A 22,167-nucleotide genomic window follows, 5' to 3' on the forward strand; every position below is an offset into this window, starting at 1 on the left:
GCGCGTCGCGCGGCAATTGCCGGATACGACCGTTGCCGCGGGTGGACAATCCTCGCGTGAGCCCGTTACGACGTATCAGCCGAGCGCTTTTGGCGTTCTTGCTGATGCTGCTGGTCGGAACCATCGGGTATGGCCTGCTCGGTTTCGGGTTGCTCGATGCGCTCTATCAGACGGTGACCACGATAACCACCGTCGGCTTTCGCGAGGTCCACCCGCTCAACGCGGTGGGCATGGTGTTCACGATGCTGCTCATCCTGGTCGGTGCGGGCACCGCGCTGTATCTGTTCGGTGTCGTGCTCGAGGCGCTGATCGAGGGACATCTGCGCCAACAAATGGAGAGGCGACGCATGGACCGCCGGATCGACCGGATGTCCGGTCATGTCATCGTGTGCGGCTGGGGCCGCGTCGGCCGCTCCTGCGTGCAATATCTCAGCGGACTCGGCAAGCAGATCGTGATCGTCGATCGCGACCCGGCGCGCCTGCAGGATCTCGAATACCCCAATGTGCTCGGCGATGTCACCGACGACAGCATTCTGCAGGCCGCCGGAATCGGCCGCGCCCAAGCCTTGATCGCCGCGCTCGACAGCGACGCCGACAACGTCTACGTGACCTTGTCGAGCCGTGCACTGCGCCATGACCTGGTCATCATCGCCCGCGCCCGGACCGAGGATTCGAAGTCGAAACTGCTGCGGGCCGGTGCGAATCGAGCCGTGAACCCGCAGCTGATCGGCGGCCGCCGGATGGCCGCATTCGCCCTGCAGCCCAATGTGGCCGAATTTCTCGACGTCGTCATGCACGACGACACACTCGACTACCGAATCGAAGAAGTCGAGATCGTCCCCGGATCCCCCTTGGTCGGCCGTTCCCTGAAGGATTCGGCACTGCGCCAGACAACCGGCGCACTGGTACTGGCCATCCGAACGGCGACCGGCCAGTTCATCGCGAATCCCACCGGCGAAACCACGCTGAAGGCCGATACGATTCTGATCGTCCTCGGGACACCGGCCCAACTCGACGCGATCCGAACCCTGGGCGGCAAGTAGGTCGCACAGCGGTACCCCGGGCAGCGTTGCCAGGCGGGGTGCCGATGCGGCACCCCACTCGGCGTCGGAACTAGTCCAGGAACACCGGCAGTGTGCGGTGTCCGTTGGAGATGAAGCTGCCGACCGGAGCCGATTCCGACGGGTCGACGGCCAAGCGCAGATTCGGGAAGCGCTCGAAGATGGCCGGAAGCGCGATGGTCGCCTCGAGCCGGGCGAGCGGCGCGCCGATGCAGTGATGGGCGCCGTGACCGAAGGACAGATGTTCCTTATTGGCCCGGTGCACGTCGAATGCGGCGGCAGTGGCGCCGTGCAGGTTCGGGTCGCGGCCCGCCGCGGCGTAGGAGGCCAGGATGGCCTCGCCCTTGGGGATTCGGATATCGCCGATCTCGATATCGTCGACGGCATAGCGCAGCGGCAGATGCGCGACCGGCGCCTCGTAACGCAGTGTCTCCTCGACCAGATCCGACCAGGGCACCCGGCCCTCGACCAGGTCCGCGCGCTGCTGCGGATGGGTGAGCAGTGCGAAGATCGCCTGGTCGAGCAGGTTGACCGTGGTCTCGTGCCCGGCATTGATGACCAGCATCAGCGTATCGACGAGTTCCTTCTCGCTCAGCTGCGAACCGTCATCCTCATCGCGGGTGGCGATCAGCACACTGGTCACATCGTCGCCGGGCGTCTCGCGCCGGTAGGCCACGAGTTCGCTGACGAGACCGTACATCTCGAGGTAGTTGGCCTGTGCTTCCTCGGGCCCGAACGAGGTGTCGAAGAACCCGTCGACGCATGTGCGCATGCCAGGGCCGAGATGGTCCGGCACACCCATCATTTCGGTAATGATCTCGATCGGCACCGGATACGCGAATCCCTCGCGCAGGTCCGCGGTTTCGCCCTGTGGAGTGGCCGCGAGCGCGTTGAGCAGCCCCTCGACGATGGCCTCGATGCGCGGACGCAGCGCGGTGGTGCGCCGGTGGGTGAACGCGGGCGAGACCAGCCTGCGCAGGCGGCGGTGGTCGGCACCGTAGGCGGTGAACATGTTGTCCACCGCGACCCACGGGTGCAGCGGCCACTCCTGGGCGATCTCGCCGTTGATGAACGAAGTCCAGTGCTGCCGAGCATCTTTCGACACCCGGGGGTCGGCGAGCAGGCTCTTGAGCACGGCGGCATCGGTCACCGACCATGCGGGCACACCGCCGGGCAAGGCAACCAGCGCGACCGGCCCACGCGCCCTGATCCGCTCGTTCTCGCCTTGGATATCGGCGCCGGTCAGGTCCAGGGCTATTGGTTCATGCTCCATCGTTATCTCCTTAGAACACTGGCAACAGAGGGGACTTCGGGAATTCGACCGGCAGCGCCGCCAAGGCTCGGTGGAACGGACCGGGCCGCCAGGTCAATTCGTCCGCTGGCACGGCCAGTTCCATTTCGGGGAGTGCGTCGAGCAGCTGATCGATGGCGTCCTGCACCACCAGGTAGGCAACGGATTTGGCGGGGCAGGCATGCGGTCCGGCGCCCCACGCCAGATGGGAGCGGTTGCCGGTGCGATCCCCGCCGCGGATCGCGGGATCGTTATTGCAGCCGGATAGGCTGACGACGACCGGCTGATGGGCTGGCAGCCAGGTGTTGTCGATGAGGATCGGCTGGCGCGGGTAGGTAATGCTGAAGTTCGCCATCGGCGGGTCGTTGAAAAGCACCTCGTCGAGCGCATCGCGGGTCGATAGGCTGCCGCCGAGCATATCGCCGCCGAACCGGTCGTCGGTGAGCATCAGCAACAGGGTGTTGGTGATCAGGTTCTGCATCGGTTCGATACCGGCGCCGTAGAAACTGATCAGCTGGCATAGCATTTCGGTGTCGTCGAGCTTGGACGGGTGATGCGCCATCCGGGAGGTGACATCGTCACCGGGCTCGGCCCGCCGCAGCTGTACCAGCTCCATCAGCGCCGCGCTGAGCATCTCCATACCGGCGGCGGCCTCGACGGTATCGAAGAGCATCGCCATACCGGTCGCGACCCGCTGCCCCAGTTCCGCCGAGCAGCCGACCATCCGATTGAGCACCTCGAATACGACCGGCAGCGCGTATTGGGTGACCAGGTCGGCCGCACCGGAGGCACAGAAGGAATTGATCACCGGCACGGCGATCTTCTCGACCGTGAAATGCAGTGCGTGCAGATCGATTCCGTCGATACTTCCGGTGTATGCCTGCCGATAGCGGGCATGCGCCGCACCGGCATTGCGCAGTGCGTTCGGATACCACATCATCATCGGCTTGACCGGCGAATCGTCGGGAATCCCCTTTTCCCAGTGCCGCGGATCGGCCGGAAAGTGTTCCGGATCGTTGAGAATTCGCAGCGCGGTCTGATATCCGACCACCAGGGTGGCGGACACCCCGGGCGCCAACTCCATCGGAACCAGCGAACCGTACTGACTGCGCGCGTCCCGGTAGGCGCGATGCGGATCGGCGGCGAACTCCGGAGTGTGCAGCAGCACTCGCGGTTCGCCGCCATCGGTGGGTGAACCCTGCTGGACGGGGCAGACCCCGATCGCCGTGATGTGGGCAGACGGTGGCGTGGTCAAAGACGTGACTCCAGACGTTGAATCAGGAAGGGGGCCAGGATCGATGAAAGCACCGCGGCGATAACACAGCCTGCGGCCACAGCACTCAGTTCAGCCCTCCTTGCGACGCCGACCATAAGTGACCCCGGCCATGAGGTCCGCGTCGAGAACCGGAACCCTGGCCGGGCCACCGCAGGTCACTGGAGTCACCTCACGGCAGCTGCAGGACAGGCGATTTCGACACGTAATCACCGGGTGCCCTACCAGCCGCCCAGAACTCGACGACTCGCCAACGTTAGCAGTATCAACTAAAAGTCTCTCTCGATCGGCCACCAACGCTCGCGGCATCCGCCCGCACTACCCGCAAACTTGCCGCAACTGGCAAATATGTTGAGCTGCTATTGACCACAGCGCTTACAGCGAGAGCGGGCTCCAGAGTCGGTCGGCACTCGGGAGCCTGGCTTCGCCTGCAGAGCGGCGGACCGTGGTTTCGATGAGTTCGGCGATTCGCGTCGCCAACGTGGATGCCGGGATTCGGCTGGTCCGGCGGAGAAAGGCTTCGACGTCCATAGCGGGGATGTCGCGGGATGGCCGCTACCACCAGGTCTGCGGCGCGCGACGCTTCGGTCGGTGCGGCTGGTCGAACTCCGCCGCCCAGGTCGGCGACGAGGTTAGCGGGGGTCTCAGGGTCTCGCGATTTGCTGAGCACCACCTCGAGCCCGGCCGAGATGGCCAGGCGGGCAATTGCATCTTGGTTACGCACTCCTTGTGCGCCGATGTCAGCTCCGGCCGATGCGGTGCGGCGGCCCGGAACTTAACCACCATCAACCAGCCGCCCATGCCACCGGCGAAGTAGATAGCAAAGAAGGCCCAACGGTGTTCGTTGGGGACACCGACCCCGCCCGGCCTCCTCACCCCGGGCGGGGTCTTCGCTATGCGCCGAGCGGTCACGGTCGTATACGAATGTCATTGCTCGGGTGCATGGTTCGACAGTACGTTCGACTAACATGGTCACGTCCCGCCGCCACTAGGGGGTGTATTGCCGCCGCGATGAACCGAATGACCACCTGGCTTACGGGATGGTGCAACGGTTAGCCGACCTACTTTCAGGTCAAAGAATATTCGGCAAAGGACGTTGCCGCGAGCCGGCCCTTCGGAGCGCGGAGTTGGGCGGCGGCTCGAGTGGATCGCACCGCCGCCCTCCTACGCGACCCGCCGGACCGGACCACCACCCACACCCGTCCCGACCGGCGGGGGTGACATCTCGGTTACACACTCCTTAGTGCCCACCTTGGGCCGGTGAGCAGCGGCGCGTGAGCGGCTGCGAGGTCGACACCCTGGGGCTTCCGGCTCCCCCGCGAATCGGCGTGGTCGGTTGCAAGTTTCAGGGGCCTAGATCGACCTGTGCATCGATGCCCACGGCCTTCAGCGTCTGTAGACATTTCTTGAATCGTTGGATCGCTTCGACGTCATCAGTGCGAAGTCCGCTGTCCTGGTGCAGCTTCGCAATATTCTTGCCGATCTCGATGACGTGCCATTCGACCGCATCGTGCAGGACAAGGATAGCCTCGGCGTACTTTGCCCTCCGAAGAACCTCCGCTCCAGTCGCAAGCCGCTCGAATCCCCAGAGCAGCACGTAGTAGCTCTGCATCACCTGGTCTTGAACCCGAGACCTTGCGTCAGAGTTCCCGTAGAGGCTTGCGCCGACGACGTGGCGCGCGGCGGCCACAGCACCGGTCGTTAGGTCCTGATGTAGATCCGCAGCGGACCGAAACGCATCACGGCGGGCAACCGCACGTGCATTGCGGTACGCCTGGACGGCGACCAGTGCACTTCCCAGAGAAATTGCGGGGGCGATCCATACTCCGTGTGCAAACCATCCCGCCACCTGGTGCGTCAGACCAACCACCTGCCCGAAGATACCAATTTGCCCGGTTGCCCAAGGCGACACGCGGACCCAATCGGCCATGAGACAAGCTTGCGGCACAACAGATTTCGCGGGATTGATTGGGCTCCCCGCACATCACGCGATGCGACCTGGCAGGGCACCTCCGGGCGCAGGGCTCCAGGATTGCGGGAAACCGAATCCTGCACGGCGCAGGACTCCCACATGTAAGAACCACCGATGTCCGCGGGACTGATTGACTGATACCGAGGGTTCTGCCGTTCCCGCGTTCGCGGCGAGGGTGCGTGCGGAAAGATCTCTTCAGGTTGTTATCAGTGGGCGGCAGCCATGACCAGATCGCGGTAGGGCAGGCCGACGACCGGGTGATCGGCTATGCCGAGTTCGGTTTCGACCGCTTCGAGGTGGATGGTTGCAGCGTCGGTGTCTGCGGCGGTGACCTCGGTTTCGACGAAGGTTCCGGCGTGGGTGACGGCGTCGATAGCGATGATGATGTCGTCGTGTTCGGGGTGCTCGTAGATGGTGCGAGCCTTCTCGACGCGAACGAGTTCGACCATGCCGATTGCAGCGAGCAGTTGGTTCGCGGATGCGGCTTGGTCTGGACCACTGAGAGATACGTTGGTTTCGCGTTTTGCGATCACGCCAGCGTCGCTGTGGGTGCTGGCATTTGACGGGGGCTTGTAAGTGATTTCGGCGAACCCGTTTCGGTGCCGAATACGAAGGCACTCAACGGTTTTCATGTAGTCGACATCGGGGCGGCTATAATAGGTGTCAACTTCGGTGAGGTGTCCGGCCTCGCGGTAGCCGAGTTCGGTGAGCCGCTCGCGGAGGGTACTGGGATCGGGGAGTTCGCGTTTACGCTCGACCTCGATGAAGTGCATGGGTTGGATCATCCTCTCGTGTGGATAGCGGTGTGGACGCGGGCGATGCTGGGATTGGAGCAATGTTGGCGGATGGTTCCGAGCGCCTGCTGTAGGGCGTCGGAGTCGGTGACGGGGATGTTCTGGAACAACACCATCTGCTTGGCGTCGCTGAGTGGGTTGGCGAGGTTCTTGCCGAGGAACCGGTTGTAGTAGTGGCGTTCTCGGACGAAGACATCGCTCGGTTGTACGGGCATGAGGATCGACGGCATAGCCGCCTCGGTCTTCACTGATTGGACGGCGAATGCCGTCAATAGTTCGTCGGCGGTGAGGTAGACGCATCGGCGGTGCTCGAGGATCCAGCCGAGGGTTCTTTCCGCAACCCAACGGCGCTGCAGGACGTGGAAGCCGGACATGTCATCGGTGCGTTTGATCACCTGAATCGTCAGTGCGAGAACCTTTTTGGTCCACTCGACCAGACACCCGGCGCACCGAGCACTACGACGACGGCCTGCATACGTTGCACCAGCTGCGAACTTCGCGGCTGCCCCACGCCGGTGCTGCTGAAGCTGTCCGGGCAGCGGTCGGTGCGCAGCCTGGTTGAGAACGCGCAGGTGTCCGACGAAGGACTGCGGCGCTTCCACGCCGACAACGACCCGGCCGCCCGGCGTCGGGCCCGTTGAGCAGGAAGCCGGAATTCGCCTCGTCGCGAGTCGTCACCCGGAGAGCATCGAAGCCGCCACCTACCCACAGCACCAAGCCCTGCCGGACGAGGCAGTGCGGTGCGAGATCGGCGCGCCCCGTTTTCTGGGTAGTTGGTGTCTATACAAGTGGGAGATGAATAGGCCCGATGATCGTAAGGACGGGAAGATGGACGACTTCTTGCTGACGCAAGCGCGGCAGGGCGATGCGCAGGCATTCGGTGAGTTGACCGGGCCATACCGGCAAGAACTGCAGGTGCACTGCTATCGCCTGGTCGGTTCGGTTGCCGAAGCCGAGGACCTCGTTCAGGAGACGCTGTTGGCGGCGTGGCGGGGAATGGACCGTTTCGCGGGGAGTTCCTCGCTGCGTACCTGGCTCTACAAGATCGCCACCAATCGGTGCCTGAACGCCCTGCGCGATCACAGCCGCCGCGCGCAAGAGGTCACCGCGACTTCGTCGACCGAGCTTCCCGAGACGGGCCGGCTGTGCGAGGTGCCATGGCTGGAGCCCTACCCGGACGCGGCAGAGGGATTTGATGCGCAGCCCGGCCCGGAGGCGCTACTGGAGAGCCGTGAAGCCGTGTCGTTGGCGTTCGTGACCGCGGTGCAAACGCTGCCGCCTCGCCAACGGGCCGTCCTTGTACTGCGCGATGTGCTCGGATACCGAGGAGACGAGGTCGCGGGCCTGCTTGACACGACGTCGGACGCGGTCGCCAGTGGACTGAAACGAGCCCGACAGACACTCTCGACCCGGCAGCGGGCACTCCAGCGTCCGGTGCTGCCGAATTCTATTGCCGAGCGGCGCGTCGTCGACGCCTTCGTCGCCGCGTTCGAGCGTTGTGATGTACCAGCGATGGTCGAGCTGCTCACCGACGACGCGATATTCTCGATGCCGCCTTTGACACAGGAATACCAGGGCCCTGACGCCATCGCGGGTTTCTTCACCGAGTGGGGCTTCGCGCACGGCACACGGCGATTCCGGCTCATACCCACCCGAGCCAACGGCCAGCCGGCATTCGCGCGTTATCTGCGAGATCACCACGCAGGCATAGCCCACGCACATGGGATCACGGTGCTGACGCTGGATGGCACCCGAATCGCTCAACTCACCGCTTTCCTCGACACCGGCCTGTTCCCCCGGTTCGGCATGCCCCGAACCCTGCCCATCGCGGGCGTCTGAGACCGATCCACAACCCGAAAGGATGAACGAGACATGGTCCGCTACCTCGTGCTGTACGCAACACCCGAGGACCCCGATGCATTCGAGCGGCACTACCGCGAGTCACACATTCCGCTGATCAAGGTGCCGCCTGGACTGCGCCGGTTCGCCTTCGGTCACTCGCCAACACCGGGTCGTGGTGAGCCGTACTTCTGGGTCGCGTCCTTGGAGTGGGACGACATGGCAGCCCTCAGAGCGGCATTCACCTCGCCCGAGGGTGAGGCGGCCACGCGCGACGTGGAGAACCTGACCAAGCCCGACATGCTTCGCAGCATGATCTTCGAATTCGAGGAAGTAATCCACTGATGGAAATCGACGGCTCACCCAACCACCGCGGAAGCGGCCGGGTAGCACTACACGACTCGATAGAGATATCCGCGCCCGCGCAGCAAGTCTGGGAGCTGATCTGCGATTGGGCCGGTATGTCGCGCTGGTGGCTGCCGGCCGAAGAAGGTGGACTCGAAGGCCCCCAACTGATCAGTTGCGAGTTGGTCGGCGCACCGGGATCGGTACCCCGTACCCGGCGAATGGTGTTGAGCGACGGCGGAGTCGTCGAGGAAACGATCTTTTACCAGAACGACGAAACACGGCGAATCCACTACATCAAGGCTGACAATCAGCACGTCGTAGGATACGTCGCCACTACGTATGTCGACGATCTAGCCGACGGAGGTTGTGTGGTACACATCGCATCGACATTCGACGCGACACAACCGGATGCCAGTTCGGCTACGGCAGCCTGGTTCGCGGACATCTACCGATCCATGTTCGCGGGATACAGCCGATACTTCACACGACAATCGGCACACTGACATCCGTCGCGGGTGAACCTCCTAGCGTCGACAGCGAGCTGCGCCAAGCCGGAGTGCGACTCGGTGACCGGATGGCACCTCGAGCGTGTCGGGCTCTAGTTTGGGGTGGACTCCCTGGTACCTCGCAATGATCTTCACCCTATCCCGCCGCCTCGCCACCTCGGACACATAGTTTCAAAACGCCTTCTAAGTGCGGCCATCGCCCAGAAGCCGAAGCGGCTCCCAGCCTCGATATTGGGGGCCGCTTTTTGCGTGTTCAACGAGGCTCGGTCCAAGGCTTGGCGTGACGAAGTGCGAATGCTGAGATGGCGAGCCGCGCAACCGAACTAGCGCACGCTCGGGTCGAGGCCACGGCGGGCCGCGGAACGGTACGATCCGCCCATGGAAGATGACCTGACCGGTGCCGAATCCGATGAGGTTACGACGTATCGTCCGGCGATACCTGGGCCCAGGTCAGGCTGCGCCCTTTACGGCCCGGCAGGAGCCGGGTCGGCGGCCGGATAGTGGTAGAGCTCATGGCGCAGGCGTTCGAAAGTCCGGCGCTGCGGTGGCCAAGTCTGCGCGTACCGATCGGCGTGATGCGCCGCGAAAGCCACGTTCGCGGCAGAAACGGGGTCGGCATCGGAGCAGGCACTATAGAGACCGCGGACCGCAGCATTGTTAACCGAATCCGAACACGCCGAACCTTGATTATCGAGCGATCTGTAACACAAGATCGGTAATAGTTCGATCGAAAGTTGAACGTAGTTGGGCTCCGTCCGCACAGGGCGGGCGCCTGGGTCCGGTTGGGGATAGCCAACCCCCTCGGAGCACCATGCCGACATCGGAGTCGGTATGGGATGCGCGTGAGAACTGAATGCTGCGATTGCGGGAGTGTGGTGTCCGCACCCGGTGGTCTGCGGCCAGGAAGAGCTCGAGCGAGGAACAATGCAGGACCGATTTGCACAGGCAGCCACTGACCGCACAGCAAGTACAGATCACCGAGCAGGAGCTGCGGCGCCCACTACACGGGTGCGTCCAGTCCAGGTGAAGTTCCGTCCACCGGTGACGTGGACCGAGCGAGTCGTCGCCGCCGCATACGCGGATGTGCTCGGGCTGCCCGCCGATCACATCGGGCTGAACGACGACTTCTTCGCCCTCGGCGGCAACTCACTGAGCGCGGCACGGGTGGTCCGGCTGCTCGGTGAGGCGCTGGACGCCGATGTCGCGGTACCTGCGATTTTCGCCGATCCGACCGTTGCCGGGCTGGCCGAGCGCATTGCGGGCAGCACCGCGGGTACGCCGTGACCGAGCGTCGCGATAGGCACGGCAATGCCTGCTCGCCGCCACCCACGATCAGCTGATCACGCCCTAGGTGCTCCAAGAGATCGGACGAATGTTGGCGGAGCAGGTGGTGAACCCTAGCCGCGGCAGTATCGCGCGCTGAATCGGTGCAGGATCTCGCCCGGGACGGTGACCGATTCCTGATGACCGAGCGCGATCAGGTCCTCGGCCTCATGCGGTTCGAAATAGCCCGCATGCCGGTAGATTTCGATGCGCAGCGCGAGTCCGTCACCGTCCAGCTCGGGATGGAATTGGGTGGCGTACACATGCTGGCCGACGCGGATCATCTGCACCGGGCAATCGGCGGACCCGGCCAGCAGCACCGCACCGGGTGGGACGTCCTGGCAGGCTTCCTTATGCCCGACAAACGCCCGGAACGACCGCCCGACACCCTGTAGCAGCGGGTCGACGCGGCCCTGCTCGGTCACTTCGATGGTCTGCGCCCCGACCGGCTCGCCGTATCGCTGCTCGCTCACCCGGCCGCCGAGCACATCCGCCAGGATGCCCAATCCATAGCAGGCGCCCAGATACGGGAAATCGCGGCCGACGATCTCGGTCATCAGTTTCTTCAGCCTGGGCTCGAATTTCCGCTGGTACCCGTATTTCTCGGCATCGGGGCTACTGACATTGCTCGGCCCGCCGCCGACGATGACCGCCGAGAAATCGTCCAGCTCGATATCGGGCATATCCTGATCCATCAGCACCCGCACCGTGTCGCCCACATCGAGGTCGGCGGCGCGCAGCATCGCGCGGTATTCATCGTCCGCGGCCGCTCGCTCGGGTCGTAGCTGCAGGACTAGACACGGCTTGGTCATGTATCAGATTGTGGAATATCGGGTGTCAGTTTTCATCCAACACCGCCTGTAAGAATTCACGGGTTCGGTCCTGCTCGGGATCGGTGAAGATCTTCTCCGGCTCGCCGTCCTCGAGTACCCGACCGGCGTCGAACATCATGACGCGATCGGAAACCCTACGAGCGAAACGCATTTCGTGGGTGACGCAGAGGAATGTGATCTCGGTATCGGCCGCGATATCCGCTAGCAGGTGCAGTACTCCGGTTACCAGTTCCGGATCGAGCGCCGAGGTCACCTCGTCGAGCAGGAGCACCTCCGGTTCCATGGCCAGTGCCCGCGCAATGGCGACTCGCTGCTGCTGGCCGCCCGATAGGTGGGCGGGGCGGGCATCGATTTTGTCGGTGAGCCCGACCAGTTCGAGTAGCTTCCGCGCCCGCTCCTCGGCGGCGTCCTTCGATTCGCCGAGACCGCGGATCGGCCCCTCGGTGATATTGCGCAGGACGGTCATATTCGGGAAGAGATTGAACTGCTGGAATACCATGCCGATCTTGCGCCGCATCCGGCGTAGGTGCGCCGTACCGGCGGGCACCAGTTTGCCGCCGCGCTGCTGGTGGCTCAGGAACTCGCCGCCGACCTCGATGGTCCCGGCGTCTATTCGTTCGAGCGCCATCAGCAGGCGCAGAATTGTGGTTTTGCCCGAGCCGGACGGTCCGATCAAGGTGACGAATTCGCCTGGCGCAATGGAGAAATCGAGTCCGTCCAGGCACACCGTCGCGCCATAGCGCTTTTCCACACCGGTGAACCGGATCATCGGTTCAGACACGTCGTTCCAACTTTCGTACCAGGATCGAGCACGGATAGCTCAGTGCGAGAAAGGTCAGACCGGCCGCGAACCAGGCCTCGGGGCCGGCGCCACCGGTATCGGCGGCATACTCGGTTTTGACCTGATAGACCATGTCGAGGATGACGATCGAGGACAACAGCGGCACCTCTTTGAACATGGCGATCGTGTAATTGCCGAGCGCGGGCAGCACCCGCGGCACCGCCTGCGGGAGAATCACATCGATCCAGGTGCGGGTGCGCGGCAGATTCAAGGCCGTGGCCGCCTCCCATTGCGCTGCGGGCACTGCGTCGATGCCAGCGCGGAATACCTCCGAGGTGTAGCAGGCATAGTGCACGCCGAGCGCGGTCACACCGACCAGCAGACGTTGGGTGTCGACGGACAGTCCACCGAGCAGATCCGGCCGCACCACCCAGTAGAGCACGAAGATCTGCACCAAAAGCGGTGTGCTGCGAATGAATTCGATGAACGCCCACAACAGCTGATCGACCACCGGAATCCGCAGCCGCCGCAGCACCGCGAAAATCAGACCGAGCACATATGCGACCACCGATCCGAGCAGGGTGTACTCGATGGTGACGAGCAGCCCGTCCCAGATGAAGGGAAAGGCATCGAAAAAGCGGTCCCACCGCCATTTCTCCATCAGACCTCCGCCCGCGTCGAAAGTCCGATGCTCGACCGCTTCGGCCGCCGCCCGACCCGCCGCGCCGCCAGTCGCTCCAGCACCCGCATGATCACCGTGACGACCACCGCGATGAGCAGATACACCACCAACTGGATCGCGTAGATGACACCGAGCTCGCGAGAGAACGCGGGTACCGCACGCAGTTCATCGGCCTTTTTGAACACCTCGGGCACCGCGATGAAGCTCAGCAGCGCAGTCGCTTTCACCAACTGGATGAACAGATTATTGAACGACGGCAACATCTCCACTACCGCCTGCGGCAGAATCACCCGCCACATGCGTTGCGATGGTGACAGATTCAGCGCTATCGCGGCCTCGACCTGCGACTTGGGCACGGATCCGATAGCGCCCCGCACGATTTCGGCGCCGTAGGCACCGTGGTTGAGACCGAGCACGATAATGCCGATGACCAGCAGCCCCTTCGCCGTCGCGCCCAGCGATACCCCGAAGAAGATCGGTATCGCCACCGCGAAGAAGAACAGCTGCACCACTTCCGAGCTGCCCCGGAATCCCTCGACATAAATGCGCGTGACGAACCGCACCGGCAGTGACGGCGACAGCATCGCGATACCGGCGGCGAAGGACAGCACGACGGTCAGCGCGATACCGCCGACCGCCGCCCACAGCGTGAAAGGAAGACCCTGGAGTACCCGCTCGAGGTAGGTCGAGAAATGCGACGACACGAGGTCAAGCCGTACAGTACTGTTCGGCGGTCGCGGCCGGGTCCGCCTCGTTGGCCTTGGTCAGACCGAACGGCTCGACCAGCTTCAGCCATTCGCCGCTTTCGTGCAGTGCGCGCAGTTCGCGGTTGAAGTCCTCGCGGAATTTATCGTCGCCGATGCGGAAGTTGAAGGTGCCCACATCCGGACGGCTGCCGAATCGGAAGGACGGGCCGACCTGCAGTTGGGCGTCCGGATTGTTCTTCACCAGCCAGGAGGCGGTGACGTCGAGCATCGCCGCGCCATACACATCCTTATTGCGCACCGCACGCAGGATGTCGTCCTGTTTGGCCATCGGCTCGACGAGTTGCGATGGCACGCCGGAGCTTTGGGCATAGCCGTTCTCGACGGCACCACCGAGGGTGGCGATCCGGACGTTCTCCCGCGTGATGTCCTCGAAGCGGCTGATATTGCGCGGATTGCCCTCCGGCACCAGGAATGCCGAACCCACCTGATAGTCGGGCATGGCGAACGCCGAGCTCTGGCACCGCTTCGGGTTGATGAACATCCCGGCCGCGACAAATGCGTAGTTCTTCGCCCGGACGCCGTCGATCAGTCCATCGAAATCGGTGACCACACCCTCGATTTCATTGATACCGAGCTTCTGCAATACCGCGCGGGCGACGGTCGGCGCATATCCGGTCAGCTGACCGTCCGCGCCGAGAAAGGCCCACGGCGCCTCATTGGCGAAGCCGACCTTGATCTTGCCGGACGATTTCGCGTCCTCATAGGTCACCGCCGCCGCATCGTCGCCGCCCAGACCACAGCCCGCTACCACCACCAGGCTGGCCGCGGCCACCGCAGCCGCCAAGGCGCGACGCAACTGACTGCGCGCACCCCCGAATTCGATCCTCATGACCCCGTCCTTCCGCAGACACGCGAGTCGATCCATGGTTGCGAATGAACTTTGCGATCGTCCGTTCGACTTCTTTGCGGTCACATGACGATTCCGGTGAAGTTCTACTTGCTTCAGGTCGGATATTTGCGAAAACTGTTGCCGTACACCAGGACAGAACCACATCCGCAGGACAGATCTAGGGTTCCGCCAGCACCGAACCGGTCTTCACCAATTCCGCCGCGCGGCGCGCGATCACACTGCCGAACTCGCTGGTCGTCGCGGTGCCCCCGAGATCCGGTGTGCGAATGCGACCTTCGCGCAACACATCGCAGACCGCGCGATCCACCGCGGCGGCGGCGCTGTGCTCACCCAAATGCGCCAGCAGCATTGCCCCGGCAAGGATCTGCGCGACCGGATTCGCGATGCCCTGCCCGGCAATATCGGGCGCGCTGCCGTGCACCGCCTCGAACATCGACGGCGCCGTCCGCTCGGGATTGATATTGCCCGATGGCGCGAGGCCGAGCCCACCGGTCACCGCGGCGGCGAGATCGGACAGGATATCGCCGAACAGATTCGACCCGACGATCACATCGAGCCGATCCGGATGCAGCACGATTTCGGCGGCCAGCGCGTCGACATGCATCTGCCTGGTCGCCACCTGCGGAAACTCGGCGGCGATTCGCTCGAATATGCTGTCCCAGTACGGCATCGAATGCAGTAGGCCATTCGATTTGGTGGCCGAGCACAATCGGCCGTCGCGCTCGGCGGCGCGTTCGAAGGCGTAGCGAATGATCCGTTCACAGCCGACCCGCGTGAAAATGGCTTCCTGCCGTACGAATTCGTCCCGGCGACCCGGATGGTGCATGCCCCCGATCGCGGAGTATTCGCCCTCGGAGTTCTCGCGCACGATCAGAATGTCCAGATCCTCGGCGCTACGGTCACGCAAGGCCGATTCGGTGCCGGGCAGCAGCCGCACCGGACGCAGGTTGACGTACTGGCCGAACGCTCGGCGCAGCGGAATGAGCAACCCCCACAGCGAAATATGGTCGGGCACACCGGGAAAGCCGACCGCACCGAGCAGAATCGCGTCGAATCCGGCCAGTTGCTCGGGCGCATCCGCGGGCATCATCGTTCCGGTGCGCAGGTAGTTCGCACAGGACCAGTCGAATTCGGTCCATTCGATACCCGGCAGCACCGCGTCGAGCACCCCGACGGCCTCGGCGGTGACATCGACGCCGATGCCGTCACCGGGAATGGTCGCGATGCGATAGCGCCCACCGCCGTCGCGCAGCGATTCCGCCGTCACAACCGCACTCCGATGTACTTGGTCTCCAGGAATTCATCGATTCCGATCAGTCCGCCCTCCCGGCCCAACCCCGATTCCTTCACACCGCCGAATGGCGCTGCGGGATTCGATACGACCCCCTGATTCAGCCCGACCATGCCGGTTTCCAGCGCCTCACACACCCGCAGTCCGCGCCGCAGATTCTCGGTGAAGACATAGCCCACCAATCCATACGGTGTGTTGTTGGCCCGCGCGATGACCTCGGCCTCGGTATCGAAGGTACCGATCGCCGCTACCGGACCGAAGATTTCGGTCCGGCACATCTCGGCGTCATCCGACACTCCGGTCAATACCGTCGCGGGATAGAAGTTCCCCGGCCCGTCCGGCGGCGCACCGCCGATGCGCACCGTGGCGCCGCGGCGGACGGCGTCGGCGACCAAACGCACCACCTTCGCCACCGCGTCGGCATCGATCAGCGGACCGACGACGACTCCCGGCTCGGTTCCCCGCCCCATCGGCAGCGCCGCCAGCCGGTCGGTGAGCCGGGCGGCGAATTCGTCAGCGATGCTGCGCTGCACGAAGATTCGATTCGCCGCGGTGCACGCCTGCCCGATATTGCGCATCTTCGCGGCGAGCGCGCCCGCGACGGCCTCGTCGAGATCCGCGTCGTCGAACACGATGAACGGCGCATTGCCACCGAGTTCCATCGACGTGCGCATGACCGTCCGCGCGCACTGTTCGAGCAGTAGCTTGCCGACGGCGGTGGAACCGGTGAACGACAGCTTGCGCGAACGGCTGTCCAGAATCAGCGGTGTCATCACCGCCCCCGGGTCGGCGGTGGTGATCACATTGACGACACCGGCTGGCACACCGGCCTGGTCCAGGATGTCGGCCAGCGCCAGCATCGAAAGTGGCGTCTGCTCAGCGGGTTTCACCACACAGGTGCATCCGGCGGCCAGTGCGGGACCGATCTTGCGGGTGCCCATGGCCAGCGGGAAGTTCCACGGCGTGATGAGCAGGCTGGGACCGACCGGCGCTCTGGTCACCAGGAAGCGCGAATCGCCCGCCGGGGCGGGCATATACCCGCCGTCGAGGCGTACCGCCTCCTCGGCGAACCAGCGGAAAAACTCTGCCGCATAGGCGATCTCACCGCGCGCCTCGGCCAGTGGCTTACCCATTTCCAGCGTCATGATCAGCGCGAGTCGTTCGGTATCGGCGAGCAGCGCCCGGTGCGCGCGCATGAGAATGTCGCTGCGCTGCCTCGGCGACGTCCGCGCCCAGTCCGCCTGCGCCCGATCGGCCGCGGCCAGGGCGTCCAGCCCGGCATCCGGATCGGCATCGGCCACCGTACAGAGCAACTGCCCGGTCGCCGGATCGGTCACCGGCAGCGTGCCCGACGCGGCGCGCCACCGTCCACCGATGAACAGACCCGTCGGCACCGTATCGATCGCGGCGCGTTCGGCCGCGGTCAGGGTGGTCTGGATGAGCATGGCGCGGGCTCCTTTTCCGTCATGACGCAGCCTCCGGCCATTGCTGCGACCCCCGCGCTCATGTTATGCATATTGTCAACAATCCGACAATAGACATCAGCGGATGCACGCCCCGGGAGGCGGATCACCATGACCGAGCTATCCCCCGTTCTCAAGCAGGCCACCCCGGTAGTCGTCGACCACGGATCGGGCTGCTATCTCTACGCCACCGACGGCCGCCGCTATCTCGACTTCACCGCGGGTATCGGCGTGACCAGCACCGGACACTGCCACCCCCATGTGGTCGCGGCGGCCCAGGCACAGGTGGCCAGCCTGATCCACGGCCAATACACCACCGTCATGCACCGTCCGCTGCTCGAACTCACCGAGCGGCTGGCCACCGTACTGCCGGAGGGCCTGGATACGCTGTTCTTCGCCAACTCCGGCAGCGAGGCGGTCGAGGCCGCGCTGCGCCTGGTCCGTCAGGCGACCGGACGGCCGAATCTCATTGTCTTCCACGGCGGATTCCACGGCCGCACCGTCGCGGCCGCGACCATGACGACCTCGGGCACCCGCTTCTCCGCCGGATTCAGTCCGCTCATGTCCGGTGTGCACGTCGCACCGTTCCCGACCGCGTACCGCTACGGCTGGACCGAGGCCGAGGCCACCGCCTTCGCGCTGCGCGAACTGGACTACCTCTTCGCCACCGTCACCTCCCCCGCCGATACCGCCGCGTTCGTCGTCGAACCGATGCTCGGTGAGGGCGGATACGTCCCGGGCAACAGCACGTTCTTCCGCGGACTGCGCGAGCGCGCGGACCGGCACGGCATCCTGCTCGTCTTCGACGAGATCCAGACCGGTTTCGGCCGGACCGGAAAGTTCTTCGGACATCAGCACTTCGACGTCCGCCCCGATATCATCACCATCGCGAAGGGCCTGGCCAGCGGATTCCCGCTATCCGGCATCGCGGCGTCACGGGAGCTGATGAGCAAGGCGTGGCCGGGATCCCAGGGCGGAACCTACGGCGGCAATGCGGTGTCCTGTGCGGCGGCGATCGCCACACTCGAGGTGATCGAATCGGAGCATTTGGTGGACAACGCCGCCGCACGCGGTGCGCAACTGCTGACCGGACTGCGCGCTAGCGCCACCAAGGCGATCGGCGATGTACGCGGCCTCGGACTGCTCTGCGCCGCCGAATTCACCACCGCGACAGGCGAACCCGATACCGCGACGGCCGCAGCGGCGCAGCGGCTCGCGGTCGATAAGGGCCTGCTGCTGCTCACCTGCGGTGCGCATATGAATGTGGTGCGAATGATTCCGCCGCTGATCGTGACCGATGCTCAGATCGACGATGCGCTCGCGATCTGGTCCACCGTTCTCGCCGAACTCCCCGGATGACCAGGAGACCACACCGATGCCCCGCTACATCACCATCACACTGACCAAGGCGGGCGTGAGCTGCCGCGCCCGACTGCTCGACGCCGAGGCGCCGCAGACCTGCGCCGCGGTCTGGGATGCCCTGCCGCGGGAGGGCGACGCCTTCCACGCCAAGTACGCCCGCAATGAGGTGTACACGCTGGTGCCACGGATCGCCGCGGCACCACATCGGGAAAACCCCACCGTCACACCCATTCCGGGCGATGTCTGCCTATTCGATTTCGAACCGTGGGAGATCGGCAACCCGGCCTACGGCTACGAGCCGGGCACGGCGGCGCACCACGAGCAGGGCGCCACCGATCTCGCGCTGTTCTACGGCCGCAACAATCTGCTCATCAATGGCGACCTCGGCTGGGTACCCGGAAATGTCTTCGCCACCATCGAGACGGGGCTGACCGATATTGCGGACGCCTGCAACGCCCTCTGGCTGCACGGCGTCCAGGGCGAAACCCTGGCATTCGCCCGCGCCTGACCGGCTACGACCCCAGGACGTACTCGGCGTAGCGGGCGACAGCCAGGACCAGATCGTCGGAATGGCGCGGCCCGACGATCTGCAGTCCGACAGGCAGCCCGGCGGCGGTGGTGCCCGCGGGAATGCTGATCGCGGGTTGCTGGGTCATATTGAACGGATAGGTGAACGGCGTCCACTGCGGCCAACTGTCCAGGCCGCTGCCCGGCGGGACGTCGTGGCCCGCCTCGAATGCGGTGATCGGCATCGTCGGCGTGATCAGCACATCGTAGGTGCTGTGGAACGCGCCCATGGCGATGCCGAGTCGGGCGGCGACATCGCGGGCGTCGAGATAGTCGACGGCACTGATGGATTCGCCGCGCTCCCAGACCGCGCGCAGCCCCTGGTCCACCTGTTCGCGCGCACCGTCCGGGAACTTGGCCAGCATGGTGGCCGCACCGGCGGCCCACAGCACCTCGAACGCCTCGCGCGGATCCGCGAAGTCCGGATCCGTCTCGACGACCCGTAGCTCGGCCTCGGCCAATCGCCGCAGCGCCGCATCCACCACCGCGGCGACCTCCGGATCGACCTGGGCATAACCAAGGGTCGGCGAATAGGCGACGGTGAGCCCGCGCACCTCGCGCGACATCTGGCCGCGGAAGGTGGTCACCGTGGGCGGTAGCGCGGTCGGATCGCGCGGATCGGGCAGCGACAGAATGTCCATCAGCAGTGCGGCATCCTCGACCGTCCTGGTCATCGGCCCCGCATGCGCGAGCGGACCGAACGGACTCGCCGGGTACAGCGGCACCCGGCCGTGCGTCGGTTTGAAGCCGACAATGCCGCAGAACGCGGCCGGAATGCGAATGCTGCCGCCGCCATCGGTGCCGACCGAAACCGGCCCCAGGCCCGCCGCCACCGCGGCCGCACTGCCACCCGAGGAGCCGCCCGAGGTGGTCGCCGGATCGGCGGGGTTGCGGGTGATACCGGTCAGCGGGCTGTCGGTGACCGCCTTCCAGGCGATTTCGGGCGTCGTCGTCTTCCCGAGGAAGACCATGCCGTCCTCGCGCAGCCGGGCCACGACCGGGCTGTCCACCTGCCATGGCCCCCGCGGATCGACCGATGTGCTGCCGCGCCGGGTGGGCCAGCCCTCGGTCAGGAAGATGTCCTTGATCGAGATCGGCACACCGTCGAGCAGCCCGCGTGCGTAGCCCGAATTCCAGCGCGCCTGTGAATCTTTGGCCTGTACCAGTGCACGATCGGGATCGACCAGGCAGAAGGCGTTCAGCTCGCCGTCACGCGCCGCGATCGCCTCCAGGATCGCCTCGGTCGCCTCGACCGGCGAGAGGGTGCCGGCCGCGTAGGCCGAGACCAACTCGACGGCGGTCATCTCGGCCGGGCGGGTGCTGCTGTTGATACGGGGGTAACTCATGGCATTGGCTCCTTCAGCCGGGCACGTACCCCAGCGCTTTATCGACCACGTTGTCCAACGGCCGACCGGCGATCCAATTGTCGAAGTTGGCGGTGAATGCGGTGACCACCTCGGTTCGCCAGCCGCTGAAATCACCCGAATTGTGCGGAGTAATAAGCACATTCGGCAGATCCCAGAGCGGATGCCGCGCCGGTAGCGGCTCCGGATCCACCACGTCGAGTGCCGCCCCGGCGATCGATCCGGAACTGAGCGCGGCGACGAGGTCGTCGGTCACAACGAGTTCCCCACGGCCGACATTGACAAACCTGGCATGCGGTTTCATCGCCGCGAATGCCTTGGCGTCGAACATTTCCCGGGTCCGCGGCGTCAACGGTGCGACCGCGACGACGTAGTCGGCAATGGGAAGCTCCGCGTGCAGATCGATGCTCACCGCCCCGAAATCCGGGTCGGTGGCCCGCGCACGCCGACCCACCGCCCGCACCTGCATACCGGCGGCACGCAGCAATCGCGCGATGGATCGGCCGATCGAACCGGTGCCGACGATCAAGACGGCGGCACCGGCGACGCGTTCGGATTCGCGATGCCGCCATTGCTGCCGCTGCTGCAGCCGCAGCGATCCGGACAGATCCTTGGCGAAACCGAGGATCTGCCCCAGCACGTATTCCGCTATGGCAGTGTCGAATACGCCGCGGGTATTGGTGACCACGACCGCGCTTTCCCGCAGTTCCGGGAACATCACCGGATCCACCCCGGTCGAACCCATGTGCAGCCAGCGCAGCCGGTCGGTCGCATGCCAGGCGCCGGGAACCGCGCGAGTCAGGAAGTCGTAGACGAATAGCACCTCGGCGCCGCGCAGCGCGTCGGCGAGTCCGGATGCCTGCGTGTAGCGCACTTCGGCTCGTTCGGCCACGGTGGCCATGAGGTCCGCGCCGGGCACACTGTCACTGTGCAGGACGGTGACAATCGGGCCCTGTTCCACATTGACACACTAAAATCGCATCGTATGATTGTCAACAATCCGACCGTTCTCGGAGGTCCAACGGCTGAGCGCGAGAGGGGCCGCATTGGAACTCGGCTTTCCCGATATCGAAGGGCCCGTAGCACAACGGGGTATCGGGATCATCGCACCGTTCGACCTCGCACTCGAACGCGAGCTCTGGCGCTGGGCGCCGTTGGACGTCAGCCTGCATCTGGCCCGAACCCCCTATGAACCCGTCCCGGTTTCGCTGGCGATGGCCGAACTGGTCTCCAACCCGGTGCATCTGACGGCCGCGACCCGCGACGTACTGCACGTGGAGCCGGAAGTTGTTGCCTACCTGTGCACTTCGGGAAGTTTCATCAGAGGTCTTGCCTACGAGAAGTCATTGCGCGACACCATCTGTCGCGCCGGAGCACAGGAGGCCGTCACCACCTCCGGCGCGCTCGTCGAGGCGATTCGGCATCTGGATATCAGCAGGGTTTCGGTGCTCACCCCCTACGACGAAATCCTCACCGGCAAGCTGCACGACTTCCTCGCCGAGGCGGGGTGCACGGTCATCCGGTCCGACCACCTCGGATTGGGCGGCGGCATCTGGAAGGTGAACTACCGCACCATCGCCGAACGCATTGTCGGTGCGGACGATCCGCGCGCCCAGGCCATCTTCGTCAGCTGCACCAACCTGCCGACCTACGACGTCATCGAGCCGCTCGAACAGGCACTCGGCAAACCCGTACTCACCGCCAATCAGCTCACCATGTGGGCCTGCCTGGGCCGGATGAAACTGCCGATGATGGGTCCGGGAAAGTGGCTACTCAACGTTTTCTGAACGGAAGAACAGG

Annotated in this window: 24 protein-coding genes; 9 read left to right on the plus strand and 15 right to left on the minus strand. The window is 64.7% G+C overall.

Features of this window, described 5'->3' with window-relative positions; all coding sequences use genetic code 11:
* Positions 1 to 56: 56 nt before the first annotated feature.
* On the plus strand, positions 57 to 1,043 hold the full coding sequence (locus ABZW16_RS08730) for a potassium channel protein (protein WP_354953703.1): 987 nt from the start codon (positions 57 to 59) through the stop codon (positions 1,041 to 1,043).
* Positions 1,044 to 1,113: 70 nt separating this feature from the next.
* Here ABZW16_RS08730 and ABZW16_RS08735 read toward each other — a convergent pair whose 3' ends face one another.
* The 6 genes from ABZW16_RS08735 to ABZW16_RS08760 all read right to left on the minus strand — a co-directional run bounded on the left by ABZW16_RS08735 (position 1,114) and on the right by ABZW16_RS08760 (position 6,786).
* A complete protein-coding gene (locus ABZW16_RS08735) occupies positions 1,114 to 2,334 on the minus strand; it encodes a cytochrome P450 (protein WP_354953705.1) in 1,221 nt (406 codons plus the stop codon).
* A gap of 10 nt (positions 2,335 to 2,344) precedes the next feature.
* Positions 2,345 to 3,574: a cytochrome P450 gene (locus ABZW16_RS08740; protein WP_354953764.1), complete on the minus strand. Its 1,230-nt coding sequence runs from the start codon at positions 3,572 to 3,574 to the stop codon at positions 2,345 to 2,347.
* 316 nt (positions 3,575 to 3,890) lie between these two features.
* Positions 3,891 to 4,349 (minus strand): NAD(P)-binding domain-containing protein, encoded by a 459-nt coding sequence (locus ABZW16_RS08745; protein ID WP_354953707.1) that lies wholly within the window; start codon positions 4,347 to 4,349, stop codon positions 3,891 to 3,893.
* 621 nt (positions 4,350 to 4,970) lie between these two features.
* Positions 4,971 to 5,555, minus strand: coding sequence for a hypothetical protein (locus ABZW16_RS08750; RefSeq protein ID WP_354953709.1), 585 nt, complete (start codon positions 5,553 to 5,555; stop codon positions 4,971 to 4,973).
* 248 nt (positions 5,556 to 5,803) lie between these two features.
* On the minus strand, positions 5,804 to 6,370 hold the full coding sequence (cyaB, locus tag ABZW16_RS08755) for a class IV adenylate cyclase (RefSeq protein WP_354953711.1): 567 nt from the start codon (positions 6,368 to 6,370) through the stop codon (positions 5,804 to 5,806).
* 8 nt (positions 6,371 to 6,378) lie between these two features.
* Positions 6,379 to 6,786: a hypothetical protein gene (locus ABZW16_RS08760; RefSeq protein ID WP_354953713.1), complete on the minus strand. Its 408-nt coding sequence runs from the start codon at positions 6,784 to 6,786 to the stop codon at positions 6,379 to 6,381.
* A 120-nt stretch (positions 6,787 to 6,906) separates the two neighbouring features.
* Here ABZW16_RS08760 and ABZW16_RS08765 point away from each other — a divergent pair, with 120 nt between their 5' ends.
* From ABZW16_RS08765 to ABZW16_RS08785, 5 genes are all read left to right on the plus strand, one after another.
* Positions 6,907 to 7,032 (plus strand): hypothetical protein, encoded by a 126-nt coding sequence (locus ABZW16_RS08765; protein ID WP_354953715.1) that lies wholly within the window; start codon positions 6,907 to 6,909, stop codon positions 7,030 to 7,032.
* A gap of 187 nt (positions 7,033 to 7,219) precedes the next feature.
* Entirely contained in the window at positions 7,220 to 8,230 is a 1,011-nt protein-coding gene (locus ABZW16_RS08770; RefSeq protein WP_354953717.1) for a sigma-70 family RNA polymerase sigma factor, read from the plus strand.
* Positions 8,231 to 8,263: 33 nt separating this feature from the next.
* Positions 8,264 to 8,575 (plus strand): EthD family reductase, encoded by a 312-nt coding sequence (locus ABZW16_RS08775; RefSeq protein ID WP_354953719.1) that lies wholly within the window; start codon positions 8,264 to 8,266, stop codon positions 8,573 to 8,575.
* On the plus strand, positions 8,575 to 9,081 hold the full coding sequence (locus ABZW16_RS08780) for an SRPBCC family protein (RefSeq protein ID WP_354953721.1): 507 nt from the start codon (positions 8,575 to 8,577) through the stop codon (positions 9,079 to 9,081). Before ABZW16_RS08775 ends, ABZW16_RS08780 begins: the two co-directional genes overlap by 1 nt.
* Positions 9,082 to 10,125: 1,044 nt before the next feature.
* The gene (locus tag ABZW16_RS08785) at positions 10,126 to 10,368 is read left to right on the plus strand and encodes a phosphopantetheine-binding protein (RefSeq protein ID WP_354953722.1); all 243 of its coding nucleotides are present in this window, start codon (positions 10,126 to 10,128) and stop codon (positions 10,366 to 10,368) included.
* Between the two features lie 113 nt (positions 10,369 to 10,481).
* Here ABZW16_RS08785 and ABZW16_RS08790 read toward each other — a convergent pair whose 3' ends face one another.
* From ABZW16_RS08790 to ABZW16_RS08820, 7 genes are all read right to left on the minus strand, one after another.
* Positions 10,482 to 11,219 (minus strand): glutamine amidotransferase, encoded by a 738-nt coding sequence (locus tag ABZW16_RS08790; protein ID WP_354953724.1) that lies wholly within the window; start codon positions 11,217 to 11,219, stop codon positions 10,482 to 10,484.
* 25 nt (positions 11,220 to 11,244) lie between these two features.
* Complete coding sequence (ehuA, locus tag ABZW16_RS08795) at positions 11,245 to 12,009, minus strand: ectoine/hydroxyectoine ABC transporter ATP-binding protein EhuA (RefSeq protein ID WP_354953766.1); 765 nt, start codon at positions 12,007 to 12,009, stop codon at positions 11,245 to 11,247.
* A 4-nt stretch (positions 12,010 to 12,013) separates the two neighbouring features.
* Positions 12,014 to 12,682 carry an ectoine/hydroxyectoine ABC transporter permease subunit EhuD gene (gene ehuD / locus ABZW16_RS08800; protein ID WP_354953726.1) on the minus strand — a complete coding sequence of 223 codons (669 nt, stop codon included), beginning with the start codon at positions 12,680 to 12,682 and terminating at the stop codon, positions 12,014 to 12,016.
* A complete protein-coding gene (locus tag ABZW16_RS08805) occupies positions 12,682 to 13,407 on the minus strand; it encodes an amino acid ABC transporter permease (RefSeq protein WP_354953728.1) in 726 nt (241 codons plus the stop codon). Before ABZW16_RS08805 ends, ehuD begins: the two co-directional genes overlap by 1 nt.
* 4 nt (positions 13,408 to 13,411) lie before the next feature.
* Positions 13,412 to 14,299 carry an ectoine/hydroxyectoine ABC transporter substrate-binding protein EhuB gene (gene ehuB, locus ABZW16_RS08810; RefSeq protein WP_354953730.1) on the minus strand — a complete coding sequence of 296 codons (888 nt, stop codon included), beginning with the start codon at positions 14,297 to 14,299 and terminating at the stop codon, positions 13,412 to 13,414.
* A gap of 178 nt (positions 14,300 to 14,477) precedes the next feature.
* Entirely contained in the window at positions 14,478 to 15,587 is a 1,110-nt protein-coding gene (locus tag ABZW16_RS08815; protein WP_354953732.1) for a tartrate dehydrogenase, read from the minus strand.
* On the minus strand, positions 15,584 to 17,056 hold the full coding sequence (locus tag ABZW16_RS08820; RefSeq protein WP_354953734.1) for an NAD-dependent succinate-semialdehyde dehydrogenase: 1,473 nt from the start codon (positions 17,054 to 17,056) through the stop codon (positions 15,584 to 15,586). Before ABZW16_RS08820 ends, ABZW16_RS08815 begins: the two co-directional genes overlap by 4 nt.
* A 129-nt stretch (positions 17,057 to 17,185) precedes the next feature.
* Here ABZW16_RS08820 and ABZW16_RS08825 point away from each other — a divergent pair, with 129 nt between their 5' ends.
* Positions 17,186 to 18,433: an aminotransferase class III-fold pyridoxal phosphate-dependent enzyme gene (locus ABZW16_RS08825; RefSeq protein WP_354953736.1), complete on the plus strand. Its 1,248-nt coding sequence runs from the start codon at positions 17,186 to 17,188 to the stop codon at positions 18,431 to 18,433.
* 16 nt (positions 18,434 to 18,449) lie between these two features.
* Positions 18,450 to 18,944, plus strand: coding sequence for a DUF3830 family protein (locus ABZW16_RS08830; RefSeq protein WP_354953738.1), 495 nt, complete (start codon positions 18,450 to 18,452; stop codon positions 18,942 to 18,944).
* 4 nt (positions 18,945 to 18,948) lie between these two features.
* Here ABZW16_RS08830 and ABZW16_RS08835 read toward each other — a convergent pair whose 3' ends face one another.
* Together ABZW16_RS08835 and ABZW16_RS08840 are read right to left on the minus strand one after the other, a co-directional pair.
* Positions 18,949 to 20,334 carry an amidase gene (locus ABZW16_RS08835; protein WP_354953768.1) on the minus strand — a complete coding sequence of 462 codons (1,386 nt, stop codon included), beginning with the start codon at positions 20,332 to 20,334 and terminating at the stop codon, positions 18,949 to 18,951.
* A 28-nt stretch (positions 20,335 to 20,362) separates the two neighbouring features.
* Positions 20,363 to 21,328 carry a D-2-hydroxyacid dehydrogenase gene (locus tag ABZW16_RS08840; protein WP_354953740.1) on the minus strand — a complete coding sequence of 322 codons (966 nt, stop codon included), beginning with the start codon at positions 21,326 to 21,328 and terminating at the stop codon, positions 20,363 to 20,365.
* Between the two features lie 85 nt (positions 21,329 to 21,413).
* Between ABZW16_RS08840 and ABZW16_RS08845 the strand changes: the two genes are divergently transcribed.
* A complete protein-coding gene (locus ABZW16_RS08845) occupies positions 21,414 to 22,154 on the plus strand; it encodes an Asp/Glu/hydantoin racemase (RefSeq protein WP_354953770.1) in 741 nt (246 codons plus the stop codon).
* Positions 22,155 to 22,167: the final 13 nt, after the last annotated feature.

Source organism: Nocardia sp. NPDC004604 (genome assembly GCF_040609795.1).
GTDB lineage: Bacteria > Actinomycetota > Actinomycetes > Mycobacteriales > Mycobacteriaceae > Nocardia.